Origin of the sequence: Streptomyces sp. NBC_00704 (genome assembly GCF_036226605.1) — a bacterium.
Taxonomy (GTDB): Bacteria; Actinomycetota; Actinomycetes; order Streptomycetales; family Streptomycetaceae; genus Streptomyces.
In genome coordinates, this window is the sequence record NZ_CP109002.1 from 62,826 (window position 1) to 78,199 (window position 15,374).

14 protein-coding genes and 1 pseudogene are annotated in these 15,374 nt (G+C 74.7%); 14 read left to right on the forward strand and 1 reads right to left on the reverse strand.

Features of this window, described 5'->3' with window-relative positions; translation table 11 throughout:
• Positions 1-13: 13 nt before the first annotated feature.
• The 7 genes and pseudogenes from OG802_RS35795 to OG802_RS35825 all read left to right on the forward strand — a co-directional run bounded on the left by OG802_RS35795 (position 14) and on the right by OG802_RS35825 (position 6,183).
• On the forward strand, positions 14-1,216 hold the full coding sequence (locus OG802_RS35795) for an acyl-CoA dehydrogenase family protein (RefSeq protein WP_443055483.1): 1,203 nt from the start codon (positions 14-16) through the stop codon (positions 1,214-1,216).
• The gene (locus tag OG802_RS35800; protein WP_329418037.1) at positions 1,209-2,369 is read left to right on the forward strand and encodes an acyl-CoA dehydrogenase family protein; all 1,161 of its coding nucleotides are present in this window, start codon (positions 1,209-1,211) and stop codon (positions 2,367-2,369) included. The genes OG802_RS35795 and OG802_RS35800 overlap by 8 nt, the downstream gene beginning before the upstream one ends.
• Positions 2,366-3,001 carry a 4'-phosphopantetheinyl transferase family protein gene (locus OG802_RS35805; RefSeq protein ID WP_329418040.1) on the forward strand — a complete coding sequence of 212 codons (636 nt, stop codon included), beginning with the start codon at positions 2,366-2,368 and terminating at the stop codon, positions 2,999-3,001. The genes OG802_RS35800 and OG802_RS35805 overlap by 4 nt, the downstream gene beginning before the upstream one ends.
• Positions 2,998-4,026 carry a hypothetical protein gene (locus tag OG802_RS35810; protein ID WP_329418042.1) on the forward strand — a complete coding sequence of 343 codons (1,029 nt, stop codon included), beginning with the start codon at positions 2,998-3,000 and terminating at the stop codon, positions 4,024-4,026. Before OG802_RS35805 ends, OG802_RS35810 begins: the two co-directional genes overlap by 4 nt.
• Positions 4,023-4,526: a flavin reductase family protein gene (locus tag OG802_RS35815; RefSeq protein WP_329418044.1), complete on the forward strand. Its 504-nt coding sequence runs from the start codon at positions 4,023-4,025 to the stop codon at positions 4,524-4,526. Before OG802_RS35810 ends, OG802_RS35815 begins: the two co-directional genes overlap by 4 nt.
• 54 nt (positions 4,527-4,580) lie before the next feature.
• A pseudogene (locus tag OG802_RS35820) lies at positions 4,581-5,585 on the forward strand (hydroxyacid dehydrogenase); the annotation flags it as partial.
• Positions 5,586-5,658: 73 nt separating this feature from the next.
• The gene (locus tag OG802_RS35825) at positions 5,659-6,183 is read left to right on the forward strand and encodes a LuxR C-terminal-related transcriptional regulator (protein ID WP_329418045.1); all 525 of its coding nucleotides are present in this window, start codon (positions 5,659-5,661) and stop codon (positions 6,181-6,183) included.
• A gap of 85 nt (positions 6,184-6,268) precedes the next feature.
• On the opposite strand, the gene OG802_RS35830 is transcribed toward OG802_RS35825, so the two are convergent.
• Positions 6,269-7,936: a glutamate--tRNA ligase gene (locus OG802_RS35830; protein ID WP_329418047.1), complete on the reverse strand. Its 1,668-nt coding sequence runs from the start codon at positions 7,934-7,936 to the stop codon at positions 6,269-6,271.
• A 177-nt stretch (positions 7,937-8,113) separates the two neighbouring features.
• Here OG802_RS35830 and OG802_RS35835 point away from each other — a divergent pair, with 177 nt between their 5' ends.
• The 7 genes from OG802_RS35835 to OG802_RS35865 all read left to right on the forward strand — a co-directional run bounded on the left by OG802_RS35835 (position 8,114) and on the right by OG802_RS35865 (position 15,291).
• Positions 8,114-9,343 carry an MFS transporter gene (locus OG802_RS35835; protein ID WP_329418049.1) on the forward strand — a complete coding sequence of 410 codons (1,230 nt, stop codon included), beginning with the start codon at positions 8,114-8,116 and terminating at the stop codon, positions 9,341-9,343.
• Positions 9,340-10,257, forward strand: a complete 918-nt coding sequence (locus OG802_RS35840) for a TIGR03619 family F420-dependent LLM class oxidoreductase (RefSeq protein ID WP_329418051.1) — start codon at positions 9,340-9,342, stop codon at positions 10,255-10,257. The genes OG802_RS35835 and OG802_RS35840 overlap by 4 nt, the downstream gene beginning before the upstream one ends.
• A 19-nt stretch (positions 10,258-10,276) precedes the next feature.
• The gene (locus OG802_RS35845; RefSeq protein WP_329418053.1) at positions 10,277-11,239 is read left to right on the forward strand and encodes a LysR family transcriptional regulator; all 963 of its coding nucleotides are present in this window, start codon (positions 10,277-10,279) and stop codon (positions 11,237-11,239) included.
• Positions 11,240-11,433: 194 nt separating this feature from the next.
• Positions 11,434-12,399 carry a DMT family transporter gene (locus OG802_RS35850; RefSeq protein ID WP_329418055.1) on the forward strand — a complete coding sequence of 322 codons (966 nt, stop codon included), beginning with the start codon at positions 11,434-11,436 and terminating at the stop codon, positions 12,397-12,399.
• Positions 12,400-12,663: 264 nt separating this feature from the next.
• Entirely contained in the window at positions 12,664-13,203 is a 540-nt protein-coding gene (locus tag OG802_RS35855; protein WP_329418057.1) for a helix-turn-helix transcriptional regulator, read from the forward strand.
• Between the two features lie 142 nt (positions 13,204-13,345).
• Positions 13,346-14,092: a maleate cis-trans isomerase family protein gene (locus tag OG802_RS35860; protein WP_329418059.1), complete on the forward strand. Its 747-nt coding sequence runs from the start codon at positions 13,346-13,348 to the stop codon at positions 14,090-14,092.
• Positions 14,089-15,291 carry an FAD-dependent oxidoreductase gene (locus OG802_RS35865; RefSeq protein ID WP_329418062.1) on the forward strand — a complete coding sequence of 401 codons (1,203 nt, stop codon included), beginning with the start codon at positions 14,089-14,091 and terminating at the stop codon, positions 15,289-15,291. The genes OG802_RS35860 and OG802_RS35865 overlap by 4 nt, the downstream gene beginning before the upstream one ends.
• The last annotated feature ends 83 nt before the right edge of the window (positions 15,292-15,374 follow it).

A 15,374-nucleotide genomic window follows, 5' to 3' on the forward strand; every position in this document is an offset into this window, starting at 1 on the left:
GACCGCCGAACCACTGACCGCCGAACCGCCGACCGCCGAACCGCCGACCGCGGGACAGCCGACCGCCGAGGGGCTGGCCGACCGGGTGGCCCGGGTCGCCGGCGTCGCGGCCGAACACGTCGAACGCACCGACCGGGACGCGTCGTTCCCGGTCGAGGCGCTGGAGGAGATGCGCCGCAGCGGCCTGCTCGGCCTCCTCGTCCCCGAGTCGCACGGCGGCCTCGGCGGCGGCACCGACGACGTGGTGAGCGCCGGCATCGCCCTCGGCCGGGTCGACATGTCCGTGGCGATGATCTTCGTGATGCACTGTCAGCAGGTCGCCGCCGTGGTGCGCCACGGCAACGAGAGGCTGCGGGACGAACTGCTGCCCGAGATCGCCGCGGGCCGGATGTACCTGGCGTCCGTCACCACCGAGGCCGGCAAGGGCGGCCACCTGCTCAGCAGCGAGTCGGCGCTCGCCGCACGCGAGGGCGAACTCCTGCTGGACCGCTTCGCGCCGATCGTCACCGGCGGCGAGCACGCCGACGGCTTCCTGGTCACCATGCAGAGCCCGCCCCCGGCCTCCCCGAACCAGGTGTCGCTGGTCTACGCCCACCGCGACCAGCTCACCGTCGAACGCTCGGGCGACTGGCAGCCGCTCGGCATGCGCGCCAGCCACAGCGTCGCCCTGCGGCTGACCGGCACGGTCCCCGCCCACCACGTGGTGGGCGAGCACGGCGCGTTCCGGACCGTCGTGACCACGGTGTTCGGGCCGATGGCCCATCTGGGCTGGTCGGCGTGCTGGCTCGGCACCGCGGCCGGCGCGCTCTCCCGCGTCGTCAAACTGCTGCGCTCCCCGCAGAGCCGCGGACGCGTGAACCTGGACTCCGAACTGCTGCTGACCCGGCTGTCCCGGGCCCGGCAGCGGATCGACACGGTGCACGCGCTGCTGGACCGCGCCCGGCACGTCGTCGCGACCGCCGACGACCTCAGCGTGCCCCGGATCCAGCTCCTGCTCAACGCCCTGAAGATCACCGCGGCGGACGAGTGCCACCGCGCCGTCGAGGACCTGGTGGACGCCGTCGGCATGCGGCACGGCTACCTCAAGGACTCGCCCACCCGCCTCGAACACAGCCTGCGGGACCTGCGCTCGGCCGCCCTGAACTACAGCAACGACCGCCTGCACCTGGTCGACGGCAAACTCGCCCTGCTCGACGCGGAGGTGCGCCTTGCCTGACCTGATCGAGACGGACCGCGCCCCGACCGCGCGTCACCGCCCGCGCGCGGCCGCCGCGCTGGCCACGCTTCCCGCGGCCGCACCGCTGTCCGAGGTGTGGGCGGCGCTCGGCGCGGCGGGCGTCCTGACCCACCTCCACGACCACGAGGACCCGGGCCCGGGAACCGCGACCGCCGCCACCTTGGACCCCGCACGGCTCGCCGACCTCATCGGGGCCGTGGACGCCCGCGGCGACAACGGCGTCACCCTCGGCGTGCTCGTCCAGGCGGCCTCCGCACTGCCGCTCCTCGCCGCCTGCGCCCCCGCGACCGGACCCGTACGGCAGGCCCTCGACGAGGCGCGGTCCGGGGCTGCGACCGTGGCGCTCGCCGCCACCGACAGCGCCGCGGCCGGTTCCGACCTGGCCGGCCTCGGCACCGAGGTGGACATCGGACCGGACGGCCTGCTGCTCACCGGCGGCAAACGCTGGATCACCACCGCCTGCGCCGCCGACTGGCTGCTGGTCCTCGCCCGGCACCGGCCCGGCCGGCACTTCACCAGCTTCACCTGGGTGCTCGTGCCCGCCACCGCGCCCGGGGTCCGCGTGCGCCCGGCCGACGGCGACCTGCTCCAGGGCTCCGCGACCGGGCACGTCGAACTCGACGGCGTACGGCTGCCGCCCGACCACATCGTCGGGCGGCCCGGACGCGGCATGGCCGTCTTCGCCCGGCACATGGGCACCGAACGCCTGGCGGGCGCCCTGTGGACGGTGGCACTGACCAGCAGGGTCCTCGCCGACACCGGACAACGGCTGACCCGGCGGCACCACGACGGACGGCCCCTGTGGCACCACGACGCCGTACGCCAGCGCTACGCCGCCTGCCTGGTGCAGGTACGGCAACTGCACGCCCTGTGCGAGAGCCTCGGCGAACGCGTCACCCGCCGGCAGGACCTCGCGGCGGCCGCCCTGCTGAAATCCGCGGCGGGCCTCGTCGCCGACCCCGTGCTCGCCGCCTGCGCCCAGCTCCAGGGCGCCGACGGCTTCGCCCGCGACGGCGCCCAGACCATCCGCGCCGAGGCAGGCGTCCTGGGCATCGGCGGCGGCGTCACCGAGGTGGTCCTCGCCGCGGTGGCCGATCACGCGGACACCCTACTCACGGAGTTGCGCCCATGACCGTCCTGACGCTCCAGGTCACACCCGGTGTCTGGGTGGCGCGGGGCGAACGCGGCCAGTGGGCCCGCCCCGACCCGCACCCCCACGACCGGGCGGCCGCGGCCGTCCTGCCCCGGTGGCGGACGGAGGAGTTCCTCGCCAGCCGCGCCCTGCTGCGCCACCTGCTGCGCGCCACGCTCCCGGAACTGGCCGACGAGCCGGTGCTCGCCGAGGAGCAGGGCCGCCCCGTCCTCGCCGGCGACCCCGGCACCGGCATCAGCATCTCCCACGACGGAGACGCCGTCGCCGTCGCCGTCGCCCGGCACCGCCGGGTCGGCGTCGACGTCCAGCAGCCCCCCGACAGCGTCCCCGACGCGCTGCTGCGCCGCTGCCTCGGCGCCCACACCCCGCAGGTCGCCCCCCTGCCGCAGCGCACACGGGCGGCCGAGTTCGCCTGGGTGTGGACCGCCCAGGAAGCCTGCGTCAAAGCGGCCGGAACCGGGCTGTCCGGCCGGCCCTGGGCGATCGACATCCGGCCCGGCCGCCGCCGCGGACAGTGGCACGACTTCCAGTGGATCAGCCTGCGCGACCTCTCGCGGACGCCGCTCAGCTGCGCCTTCTCCGCCCCCCGCGACGACTTGGACACCTCGTGAACCCGACCGGCGCGCCGGCCACGATGCCGGACCTCAGCTGCTACACGACGAACCTCCTCGCCCACCTGGCGCCCGACGTGCCCGGCGTGCGGCGCCGGTTCGCCGAGGGCGTCCGCCTCGCCGTACGCCTGGACCTGCCCCCCGGTGAACTGGCCTTCTCCCACCACCCCCGGCTGGACCGGACCGGGGACGGCCGGGAGCTGGCCTACCGCGGCGCGGCCGGCTGGCCCGCGGCCCGCGCCGCGCTGCATGACACCCTGCACCGCGAGCGGCGCGTCCTGGCCGCGGGCAACACCCGCCATCTGCCCTGGGCGGCGGCCCACGGACGCGCCGACGCCCCGCACTGGCTGCTGATCCACGAGCACCGGGCGGGCCGCTGGCGGGTGGCCGACCACTTCACCGCCCTCACCCCCTACGGCGACCAGGAGCCCTTCCACGGCTGGCTGGACGACGCCGGGCTGGCCGCGGCCCTCGCCCCCGTGCCGGACCCGCCGCCGGAGGTGGTCCGCCGCGACCGGTTCGCGCTCGGCCAGGAGACACCGCTCCCGCCCGCCGGGCAGTACCGGTGGCTGACCTGGCAGGCCGCACCGCCCGACGCCGACGCCCACGCCGACGGCGCAGCCGCACCCGGCCCGGGAACCTGGAGCCTGGGCCTGGAGACGTCGCTGGCGGCGATCGCCGGCGTCTTGCGCACCGACGCCACCGCGCTCGCCCGGTACGCCGACGACCTGTGGGCGGCCGCCCGCCACCACGCCTACGCGCTGGCGTTCGCGGTGGCGGACGGCCGGCTCCACCCGGAGTCGGCCGCGGCCGTGTCGGCGGCCTGGGGCGAACTGCCCCGCACGCTGCGGTTCGCCGCCCAGTCCGCCGCGCGGGGACGGCCCCGCCCCGGCGTCGTCGACCGCGCGGTCGAGCACCTGCTGAGCGCCCGGCAAGCCCTGGGCGCGGACCTCACCCCAGAGAGGACGATCATGGAACGGACCCCGCGTGACACCGGCGGCCCCGAAGACGGGGAGCACCGATGACGACCGAGAGCCTGCTGTCCGCGCCTCCCTCAGTGTCGGGCGAGGCGTTCCGCCACGCGATGGCCCGGCTGCCCACGGGCGTCGCGGTGATCACCGCGCAGGGCCCCGACGGGCCGGTCGGCTGCACCGTCAACGCCGTCATGTCGCTGTCGCTGCGGCCGCCGGCGCTGCTCGTCTCGCTGTCCACGGCGAGTCGGACGCTGGAACAGGTCCTGGCGAGCGGCGCGTTCGCGGTGAACGTGCTGGCGTTCGGCGACCGGCACCTGGCCGGGCAGTTCGCGACGGGCACCGCGGCCCAGCGCTTCGGCGGCGTGTCCTGGCACCCGCAGCACGGCGTCCCGGTGCTGGCGGCCGCGTCGGTGGCCGCGGTCTGCGACGTCAGCAGCTCCGTCCGCGTGTTCGACCACACTCTCGTCGCCGGCGCCGTGACCTGGTCGCGCGCCGACGAACGGCCGCCCGCCGTGCTGTACGCGGGAGGCCGGTACCCGGCGGGCGGCTGACGCGTTCGCGTCGCGTTCCCGCCCGCCCCGCCCCCACCGAGGAAGGGAATCCCCATGAGCAGACCTGTCGTACTCATCGCCGAGGAGCTGTCGCCCGCCACCGTGGACGCGCTCGGCCCGGACTTCGAGATCCGGCACTGCAACGGAGCGGACCGGGCCGAACTGCTCCCGGCCATCGCCGACGTGGACGCGATCCTGATCCGCTCGGCCACCAGGGTGGACGCCGAGGCGATCGCCGCCGCGAGCAGGCTGAAGGTGGTCGCGCGGGCCGGCGTCGGCCTGGACAACGTCGACGTGTCGGCCTCCACCAAGGCCGGCGTGATGGTCGTCAACGCCCCCACCTCGAACATCGTGACCGCCGCCGAGCTGGCCTGCGGTCTGCTGCTGGCCACCGCCCGCCACATCCCGCAGGCCAATGCCGCGCTGAAGAACGGCGAGTGGAAGCGCAGCAAGTACACGGGTGTCGAGCTGGCCGAGAAGACGCTCGGCGTGGTCGGCCTGGGCCGTATCGGCGCGCTCGTCGCGCAGCGCATGTCGGGCTTCGGGATGAAGGTCGTCGCCTACGACCCCTACGTGCAGCCCGCGCGGGCCGCGCAGATGGGCGTCAAGGTGCTGTCGCTGGACGAGCTGCTGGAGGTCTCCGACTTCATCACCGTCCACCTGCCCAAGACGCCCGAGACGGTCGGCCTGATCGGCGACGAGGCGCTGCGCAAGGTCAAGCCGAGCGTGCGGATCGTCAACGCCGCGCGCGGCGGGATCGTCGACGAGGAGGCGCTGTACTCGGCGCTGAAGGAGGGCCGGGTCGCCGGCGCCGGACTCGACGTGTACGCGAAGGAGCCCTGCACCGACTCCCCGCTGTTCGAGTTCGACCAGGTCGTGGCCACCCCCCACCTCGGCGCGTCCACCGACGAGGCGCAGGAGAAGGCCGGCATCGCCGTCGCCCGCTCGGTACGCCTGGCCCTGACGGGGCGGCCCGTGCCGGACGCCGTCAACCAGGTGATCCGCCGGCCCGCCACCCAGGAGACCCCGCCCCAGCCCGTGCCGCAGACCGTGTCCCGGGCCGTGCCGCAGCCCGTGTCCCGGGCCGCATGAGGAGGCGAAGCCACATGAGACACGTCAGAAGGCGGTGACCGTGCGGTACATCATCAGCCGCGCGTTCCAGGACGATCCCCGGCTGCACCGGCTCCGGCCGGCCCACCGGACGTACTGGCGCGGGCTCATGCACCAGGGCGTGCTGATCGGCGGCGGAATCTGGGAGGAGGGCCGCAGGGAGGTGCTCGTGGTCAAGGCGCAGGACCGGGCCGCGGTGCACCGGCTGCTCGGCGCGGACCCCTACACCCAGGAGCGGCTGACGCTGGACGTCACGGTCCAGGGCATGGACGATCTGCTCGGAGCGGAGGATCGAGCAGAGTGCGCCGTCCCGGCCGCCGGCGAAGCCGCCGGGGACGCCGAACCCGCCGGGCGGCTCAGCGCCCACGAACTGCGGGTCGCCCGGATGATGCTGGACGGACTGACCAACCGGCAGATCGCCGAGCACTTCATGGTGTCGCCGCGCGCGGTGGAACAGCACATCACGCGCATCTACCGCAAGCTGTCGATCAGCCGCCGCGCGCAGCTGGCGGTCGCCCTGCGCGGCGAGCGGCTCCTCGCGAGCTGAGAGGAAACGGGGGAACACCCCGGACGGCGGCCCGGACACCGGGCCGCCGTCTCCTCCCGCCCGCGCCCTCCCGGCGGACGCCGTCTCAGCAGCGGCCGGCCGGTGACCCGGTGGCGAGCGGCCTGAGCCGGCGCAGCACCTCCTCCTCCCCGAGCGACTGGGCCACCTGGAACAGGTCCGGGCTGCGGCGGCTGCCCGTGAGGCACACCCGCAGGACGTTGGCCACGTCCCGGATCGAGCCCCGGTAGGCGGCGGGATCGGCCCGGTGGGTGCGCACGTCCGGGGCGAAACCGTGCCGCTCGGCCACCGTGCGCAGCACCGCGAACCAGTCCTGCGCCGGACCCGCGTGCCGGTAGCACGCCGCCAGGTCCGCGGCGAGGGCGGACACCGCCGGGCCGGGCAGGCCCCCGAAGCGGTCGTCGTCCGGCCGGTCCACCATCTCGTGCAGCTCGGGGAAGCAGAACCCGTAGCGGGCCGTGAACTCCTGCCAGCACGCGAGGTCCTTGCGGGGCGTGCCGTTGCCGCGCCGGGCCATCTCGAAGGCGGCCAGCGCGAGGTCCGGGTGCTTGCGCAGGAGTGCCTGCACCTCGGGCGCGTACCCGGCGGCCCAGTCGCCGAGCTGCGCGAGGGCCTCGGCGGGCTCCAGCGAGGCGATGTACTCGCGGCTCAGGGAGCGCAGCTTGAGCAGGTCCACCATCGGGCCGGCGGCCCCCATCTCCGGCAGCCGCAGGGGCTCCGCGAGCGCCCGCCCGGTCGGCAGCCCGGCGACACGGCTGTTGGCCAGCCCGCGCAGATAGTGTTCGACCGCCGCCGCCGGATACCCGGCCGCCTCGTAGAACCCGGCCGCCGACTCGGGGTCCTTGCGCTTGCTCAGCTTGCGCCGGCTGGAGCCGTCCAGCTTCATCAGCGGCGCGATGTGGGCGTACTGCGGTGTGCCGAAGCCGAGCGCGCGGTGCAGCTGGTGGTGCAGCGGCAGCGACGAGATCCACTCCTCGCCGCGCACCACGAGGTTCACCCGCATCAGGTGGTCGTCCACCACGTGGGCCAGGTGGTAGGTGGGCAGCCGGCGGCCCTCTGCGTCCGCGGACTTCAGCACCACCACGTCGTTGCCGTTGTCCAGCATCGTCAGCGCCCCGCGCACCAGGTCGCGGAAGCGCACCCGGCCCGGCAGGCCGGCGGGGCAGCGCAGCCGGACGGTGTACGGCTCCCCGGCCGCGATCCGCTCCCCGGCCTCCCGCACGGACAGCGAACGGCAGCGGGCCCACTTGCCGTAGTAGCCGAGCGGGGAGCGCGACCGCCGCTGTTCCCCGGCGTTCTCCTCCAGCCGCTCCGGCGAGCAGAAGCACGGGTAGGCCCGCTGCTCGCGCACCAGCTCCCGCACGTACGACAGGTAGATGTCGGCGCGGTCGGACTGCCGGTAGGGGCCCCAGCGGCCCTCCTGTTCACCCTCGTCCGGTTCCAGACCGAAGTAGCGGAAGATCCGGGCGAACTCCTGCGCGGCGCCCGCCACTTCACGGTCCTTGTCGGTGTCCTCGATCCGCACCAGGTACACCCCGCCGGACCGCCGGGCGAGATCGCGGGCCAGCGTCGCCACGTACAGGCCGCCCAGGTGCATCGAGCCGGTGGGACTGGGCGCGAACCGGGTCACCCGGGCGCCGGGCGGCAGCTCCCGCGGCGCGTAGTGCTCTTCCCAGTGAGCGGGCGGGAGCAGGTCGGCGGGGAACCAGGAGTCGATGATGGCACGGTCCTGCATGGCTCATCCCTTCCGTCGCGTGGATGCGGTACGGCGGCCGGCTGGGCCACTGCCCCGTCGGGACGTCGACGTTAGGGCGCTGCGGCCGGGCCGGAGCCGTCCGGCGGCGCCGGGGATGTGGGAACCCGAACCCCCGGCCCGTGCGAACGCCCCGTCGCGCCGGTCCCCGGGTGAGGCTTGACCCACCCGGACGCCGACGAGGGAGGAGACACCGTGCTGCGCGTGCTGCTGCTCGGGCTGGGAGCGCTGGCGGTGGGGACCGACGCCTATGTGACGGCGGGACTGCTGCCCGCGGTCGGCGCGGACCTGCACGAGCCGGCCTCCGTGACGGGCCAGCTCGTGACGGTCTTCATGCTCAGCTACGCCCTGCTCGCCCCGCTCGTGGGCGCGGCCCTCTCGCGCTGGGGCGTCCGGCAGGTCCTCGTCGCGGCGCTCTCCCTGTTCTGCCTGGCCAACGCCGCCTCCGCCCTGGCGCCCTCGCTGGCCGCGCTGATGGTGGCGCGCGGCCTGGCCGGGGTGGCGGCCGGGGTGTTCATGCCGGTGGCGGCGACCGCGGCGGCCGCGCTCGCCGGTCCCGAGCGGCGGGGCCGGGCGCTGGCGGTGGTGCTTGGCGGGCTGAGTTCGGGCACCGTGCTCGGGGTGCCGGGAGGGCTGTTCCTGGCCCAGCACGCGGGCTGGCGGGCGGCGCTGTGGCTGGTCACCGCGATCGGGGTGGTGTCGCTGGCGGGTTCGGCGCTGCTGCTGCCCGCGGTGTCCGGCGCCGCGATGCCCTCACTGCGCGAGCGCGGCGCCCAGCTGACGGACCGCCGGGTCGGGATCGCGGTGCTGACGACGTTCCTGCAGACCACGGCCAGCCTGGGCCTGTACACCTACCTGGTGCCGGTGCTCGACGCGTGCGGTGTCACCGAGCACCGGACGGCGCTGTGGCTGTGGGGCGCCGGCGGGGTCGCGGGAAGCTTCCTGGTCGGGCCGCTGCTGGACCGCACCGGCCGCTCCGGCGCCCAGGTGGCGGTGCTGCTCGCCGCGCTGGCCCTGTGCGTGGCCCCGCTGGGGCTGCTGAGCGGCGTGGCCGTGCTGGTGCTGTTGGTGCTGTGGGGCGCGGCCGGCTGGGCGTTCGTGGTGCCGCAGCAGCACCGGCTGCTGGGCCTGCGCCCCTCCGGTGGCGCGGCCGTGCTCGCGCTGAACAGCTCCGCCACCTATCTCGGCGGCTCGGCCGGCGCGGCACTCGGCGGGGCGGTGCTGTCGGCCCGGATCGCGCCGGGCGCGCTGCCGCCGCTCGCCGCGGCCGTGGCCGCCGCGGCCTGCGCGCTGCACCTCCTCGGCCGCCGGTTCCCGCCCGGCGCGCCCCACCCAGCCCCGGACGCCACGTCCGCGCCCGGGGTCCGAGCGAAACGGAGACTGCCATGAAGTTCGGCGCCAACCTGCCCAACTACGGTCCGGCCACCACCGCGGAGAGCATGCTGGACTGGGCCCGGCGGCTGGAGCAGATGGGCTACCACCAGCTGATGGTGTCCGACCACGTGGCGCCCACGCCCGAGGTGGAGCACCTGTTCCCCGCCCCGTTCTACGACCCGTTCACCGTGCTCGCCTGGCTCGCGGGCGTCACGAGCCGGGTGCGCATCGGGACGACGGTGACGATCCTGCCGTACCGGCACCCGTTGCTGACGGCCCGTCAGGTGGCGAACATCGACCGGCTCAGCGGGGGCCGGTTCGTGTTCGGGGCCGCCGCGGGCTGGGCGGCGGGCGAGTTCGCCGCCCTCGGCGTGCCGTACGCCCGCCGGGGGGCCCGCAGCGACGAGTACCTGCGGGTGATGAAGGCGTTCTGGACGCGGGACGTCATCGCGCACGACGGGGAGTTCGTCAGGTTCGGTCCCGTGCACACCGGCCCCCGCCCGGTGCAGCCGTCGGGACCGCCGGTGTGGATCGGCGGGCACAGCGCGGGCGCCCTGCGCAGGGCCGCGCGCTACGGCGACGCCTGGCACCCGACCTCCGTCACCGCCGACTGGCTGGTCCACGTCGGCCTGCCCGCGCTGCGCGACACCGCCAAGCGGCTGAACCTGCCGGTGCCCGCGCTCGCGCCGCGGATCAAGCTGCGGCTGACCGGCCGGCCGCTGCCCGCCGGGCGGGTGCTCGGCGAGGGCAGCCTGGAGCAGATCCACGACGACCTCGTCCTGCTCGACCGGCTGGGCGCCGACACGGTCGTCCTCGACCCCACCTTCCCCGGCCAGCGGCGCGACGCGGACCGCGACGCCGAGGACCTCGCCGCGTTCGAGCGGCTGGCGAAGGAGGTGATCGACCTGGAACACGGACGCCTGCGCTGACGTTGCGCCAGTCATGGGCATGGACAAGGGAGTTGCGGCGGCCAAGCCGTACGGCAGCGAGATCGATCTGCGCAAGCTGCGGATCCTGGTGGAGCTGGACCGGCGGGGCACGGTCAGCGCGGTGGCGGCCGCGCTGCATCTGACGCCGTCGGCCGTCTCCCAGCAACTCGCCGGTCTCGCCAAGGAGTTGGGCGTGCCGCTGACCGAGCCGGTGGGGCGCCGGCTGCGGCTCACGGGCGCGGCGAAGGTGGTGCTGCGCCACGCCGAGGAGATCTTCGGGAGCATCGACCGGCTGCACCGCGCCCTGGCCGAGCACTGCGGGGGTGAACGCGGCGAGGTGTCGGTGTCGGGGTTCGGCACCACCCTGTCGCCGCTCATCCTGCCGGCCGCCGGCATCCTCAAGCGGCGCCTGCCCGAGCTGCGCACGACGCTGGCGGAGGTCGATCCGCCCGTCAGCTTCGAACTGCTGGAACTGGGCCGCACGGACGTGGTCATCGCCGTCGAGTCACCGGCCGCGCCCGCCCTCGACTCGCGCTTCGACAAGCGGCCCCTGATGACGGAGGTGTTCGACGTGGCGCTGCCCGAGGAGCACCCGCTGGCCCAGGCGCCCTCGCTGACCCTGGGCGAACTGGCCGACGAGGCGTGGATCTTCGCCACGGTCGGCATGTGCCAGGAGATCCCCCTCGCGGCCTGCGCGGCCGCCGGCTTCACCCCGCAGGCCACCCATGTCATCGGCGACTGGGACGCCACCTTCGCCGCCGTCCGGCAGGGCCTGGGCATCTGCCTGGTGCCCCGGCTGGCCCGCCGGTCCTCCCAGCCCGGCGTCACCGTGCGGCGCTTCGACGACGCGCCCTGGCGCCGGGTGTTCGCCGCGGTGCGGCCCGGCAGCGGGAGCGTGCCCCAGATCGAGGCGGTCCTGGAGGCCCTGAGCGAAGCGGCAAGGGCAGCTGAATCAGAGCTGGAAGGGTCACCCAGGCCGTGATCTCGTAGGCAGAAGGCCCCATTCGGCTGACGGATCGAATGCTTCAGTCTGCCTTCACGTTCATCGGAAAGATTACTTGCTGGACCCCGGGCGGCAGCACGGGCGACGCTCTTGGTGCGGGTCGGCGGACGGGTTCCGCCCCCGTCTCCTCCCCCCTCGTCGCCCCTGTCTTCCGCTGAATGTGAGGGTCCGCCATGAAATCCGGCGCGCTGCTGCGACTGTCCGGCCTGAGCCTGCTGTGGGGTTCGGTCTTCCTCTGGATCAAGATCTCCGGGTACGGGTTCTCACCCGTGGAGATGGTCTTCGTACGGCTCGTCCTCGGGGCCGCCGTCCTGATGGCCATCGGCCTGTCCCGGGGGCAGCGCCCGCCCCGCGACCGCAAGCTCCTCGGCCACATGGCCGTGGCCGCGCTGCTCGGCAACGCCATCCCCTGGCTGCTGTTCGCCCAGGGCGAGGTGACCGGCTCCAGCAACGTCGCCGGCGTCATCAGCGGCACCGGCCCGGTGTGGACGCTCGGCGCGGCCGTCCTGCTCGGCTCCGAGAAGCGGCTGGGCGCCGCCCGCATCCTCGGCATGGCCGTCGGCCTGCTCGGCGTGGTCCTGGTGGCCGCCCCCTGGAGCCCCGGCACCCACGCCTCCACCAGCAGCATCGTCTGCTTCGTCCTCGGAGCCGTCAGCTTCGGCAGCAGCTTCGCCTACGTCGGCCGCTTCCTCGCCGGCCGCGGCATCCCCGTCTTCATGCTGGCGGGCGGGCAGCTCACCATGGCCGCCGTGCTCACCCTGTTCGCCGTGCCGTTCATCGGCCTGGAGCCCGTCGAGTGGCGCACCGACTCCGTGGTCGCGCTGATCATCCTCGGCGTGGTGTGCACCGGCTTCGCCGTCCTGCTCAACACGGTCATCATCACCAAGGACGGCCCCGCCGCCGCGGCCACCGTCATCTACCTGATGACCGTCGTGTCCGTCGTCCTCGGCGCCGTCTTCCTCGACGAGCCCCTCGGCTGGAGCGTCCTGCTCGGCACCGCCGCCGTGCTCGTCGCGATCGCGCTGCTGCGCCGCAAGCCCGTCGACAAGCCCGCACAGCAGACCGCGGCCGCCCCCGCGGCCGCCACGCCCGCCGGTGCCCCCGCACCGTCGAAGGGTCTGACCGCCGGAGCCCAGTGAGGCCCGCGGACCCCACCGCACGCACCACCCCTGGACGGGACCCGGCGGGCCGGTGACACCACCGGCCCACCGGGTCCCGTCGGCCGTCACCGCACCGGAGCCCGCCCACCCCCGCCGCCCACTCCCCGGCCCCCTCTCTCCCCCCACCCCCCTCTCTCCCCACCCCCCTGTCTCCGCCCCCTCCCTCGTCCACCGCCGCCCGGAACGGGACCGCCACCCGCAACGGGACCGGCGCCCGCGCCGCGCACACGCTGAGGTGACCCCATGCCGTACGTCGTCGAACGCACCTTCCAGCCCGCCGAATCCCGCCTGCACCAGGCCTGGCCCGACCACGTCGCCCACCTGCGCTCGCTGTCCGGCCGGGGCATCCTCGTCGGCGGCGGCCTCGCCGGCACGGGAAACGGGGACATCCTGGTGATCGCCGTGTCCGACGAGGTCTCCCTGCACCGGATCCTGCGCGGCGACCCCCTCGTCCGGCAGGGACTGATCGCCCGGACCAGGATCCGCTCCTGGAACGTCGAGTACGGCCACAGCGCGCTCACCGGACGCGAGCCCGAGGAACCCGGCACGACCCCCGACGCGCTGCTCACCCCGCACGAGTCGCGCATCGCCCGCATGGTGCTCTCCGGCATGACCAACCAGCGGATCGCCGAGCGGCTGAACGTGTCCTGCCGGGCCGTGGAACAACACCTCACCCGCATGTACCGGAAACTGTCGATCAGCCGCCGCGCCCAGCTCGCCGCCGCCCTGGGCGCGACCGTTCCCCACTTCGGAACTCCGCAGCCCGAACGCCTCACTGCGTGATTCCGTAGTGCCGCGCATCGCCCTCCCCACCTAGCGTTCCAGGCGTCGGGAAAGCCCGCTGCCGGGCGTCCCGGAACGGCTCCAAGCCGCCTCGGGAAAGTCCCGGAAAAGCCTCGGAAGAACGCTTCGGAAAAGGGGAAAGATGTCCTTGCAATCTGCGGAACGCCTCGGGGTCGTCGTTCCCTCCGGCAACGCCGCCGCCGAACCGGAGATCGGCAGCCTCGTCCGGCCCGCGATGAACACGCACACCTCCCGCTTCCCCGTCATGCCGGGACGGACCCTGCGCGAGCGGCTGGACGCCTACAACGACGGCCTCGACGAGGTCGTCGCCGGATTCGGCCGGCTGAAGCTCGGCGCGGTCGTCGTGGCGTGCAGCGGCTCGCACTACCTGCTCGGCCCCGACGGCGACCGGGCCCTGTGCGAGAAGCTCGCCGACACGGGCGGCCGGCCCGTCGCCTCCTCCACCCTCGCCACCCTGGACACCTGCGCCGACCTCGGCGTCCGCGACATCGTCCTGGTCTCCCCGTACGAGCCCTGGCTGACTGACCTGTCGCGCACCTTCTGGGAGCAGGCCGGCCTCACCGTCTCGCGGGTCGTCCCGATCCGGGCCGGCGACCGCTTCTCCCCCTACGACGTCTCCACCGACGACCTGGTCCGCCAGGTCGCCGAGGCCGGACTCGGCGACGACGAGGCCCTGTTGCTCACCGGCACCGGCATGTTCACCTTCGACGCCCTGCGGCAGATCGGCGAGGGCAACGACCGCGTCCTGCTCACCTCCAACATCTGCTCGGCCCGCTGGGCCCTGAAGCAGACCGGCCTGCCGGCCGACCCCGCGGAGGAGACGGGCCTGCTGCGCCGGCTCGCCGCCCGCACAGGCGGGACGGCATGAGCGTGCGCCGCCGCCCGGTGGTCGTCGTCGGCGCCGGACCCGTCGGGCTCACCGCGGCCCTCGTCCTGGCCCGCGGCGGCGTGCCGGTCACCGTCCTGGAATCCTCCCGGGACCTGTCCACGGCCTCCCGCGCCTCCACCTTCCACCCCTCCACCCTCGACCTGCTCGACGAACTCGGCGTCGCCGCCCCCCTGCGCGCCGCAGGCCGGAAGGTGCACGAGATCCAGTGGCGCGACCTGGAACAGCGGGTCCTGCACCGCATCGGCTACGACGCCCTCAACGGCCGCACCGCCCACCCCTACCGGGTGCACGCCGAGCAGTCACGGCTCACCCCGCTGCTGCTGGCCGCGCTCGAGGAGCACCCGCACGCGGAGGTGTGCTTCACCAGCACCGTCTTCGACGTGCGGCCGCGCACCGACGCCGTACGGCTGTGGCTCGACGGGCCCACCGGACTGCGCACGCCGCTGGACGCCGAGTACGTGGTGGCCGCCGACGGCAGCCGCAGCACCGTCCGCGCCGCCCTCCAACTGCCCTCCCGCGCCACCGAATACCCCTCGTACGCCCTGCGCGTGGTGACCCACACCGCCCTCGACGGGCTGCTGCCGGACCTCGCGCCCCTGGCCTACGTCCGTGACAGCCGTCAGTCCTTCAGCGTCCTGGGCATGCCCGACCACTGGCGGCTCATCTTCCGCATGCCGGCCGACGTGCCGCGCCGCCAGGCCGTGGAGCGGGCACAGGTCGGCGCCCTGCTGCGCCGGGCCCTGCCCTCCTGCGCCGACGACGTCCAGATCGCCGACGCGCACACCTACCGGCTCGCCTCCTTCGTCCTGCCCGACTACCGCGCGGGCCGGGTGCTGTTCGCCGGCGACGCCGCGCACCTCACCTCCACCGCGGGCGGCATGAACATGAACTGCGGACTGCACGACGCCGTCGCCTGGGGACGCGCGCTGACGAAGCTGCACCACGGCCCGGCCGACGAACGCGTCCTCGCCTCGGTCGCCGCAGAACGGCGCCGGGCGGTGACCGAGAAGGTGATCCCGCGCAGCGAGGCCCGCACGGCCGGCCTGGACGACCCGGCCCGGCTGCGCGGCGCCCTGGAGACCATCGGCCGCATCGCCGCCGACCCGCAGCGCACCACCGACTACCTGCTCAAGGCCTCACTCCTGGACTGCGCCCCCCGGCCCCAGCTCACCCACTGACCCGGCCGACCCGGCCGACCCACCCCGCTCGCACCCCCCTCCTTTACCCCTCCATTTCACCCGAACACCACCCCTGCCCACAT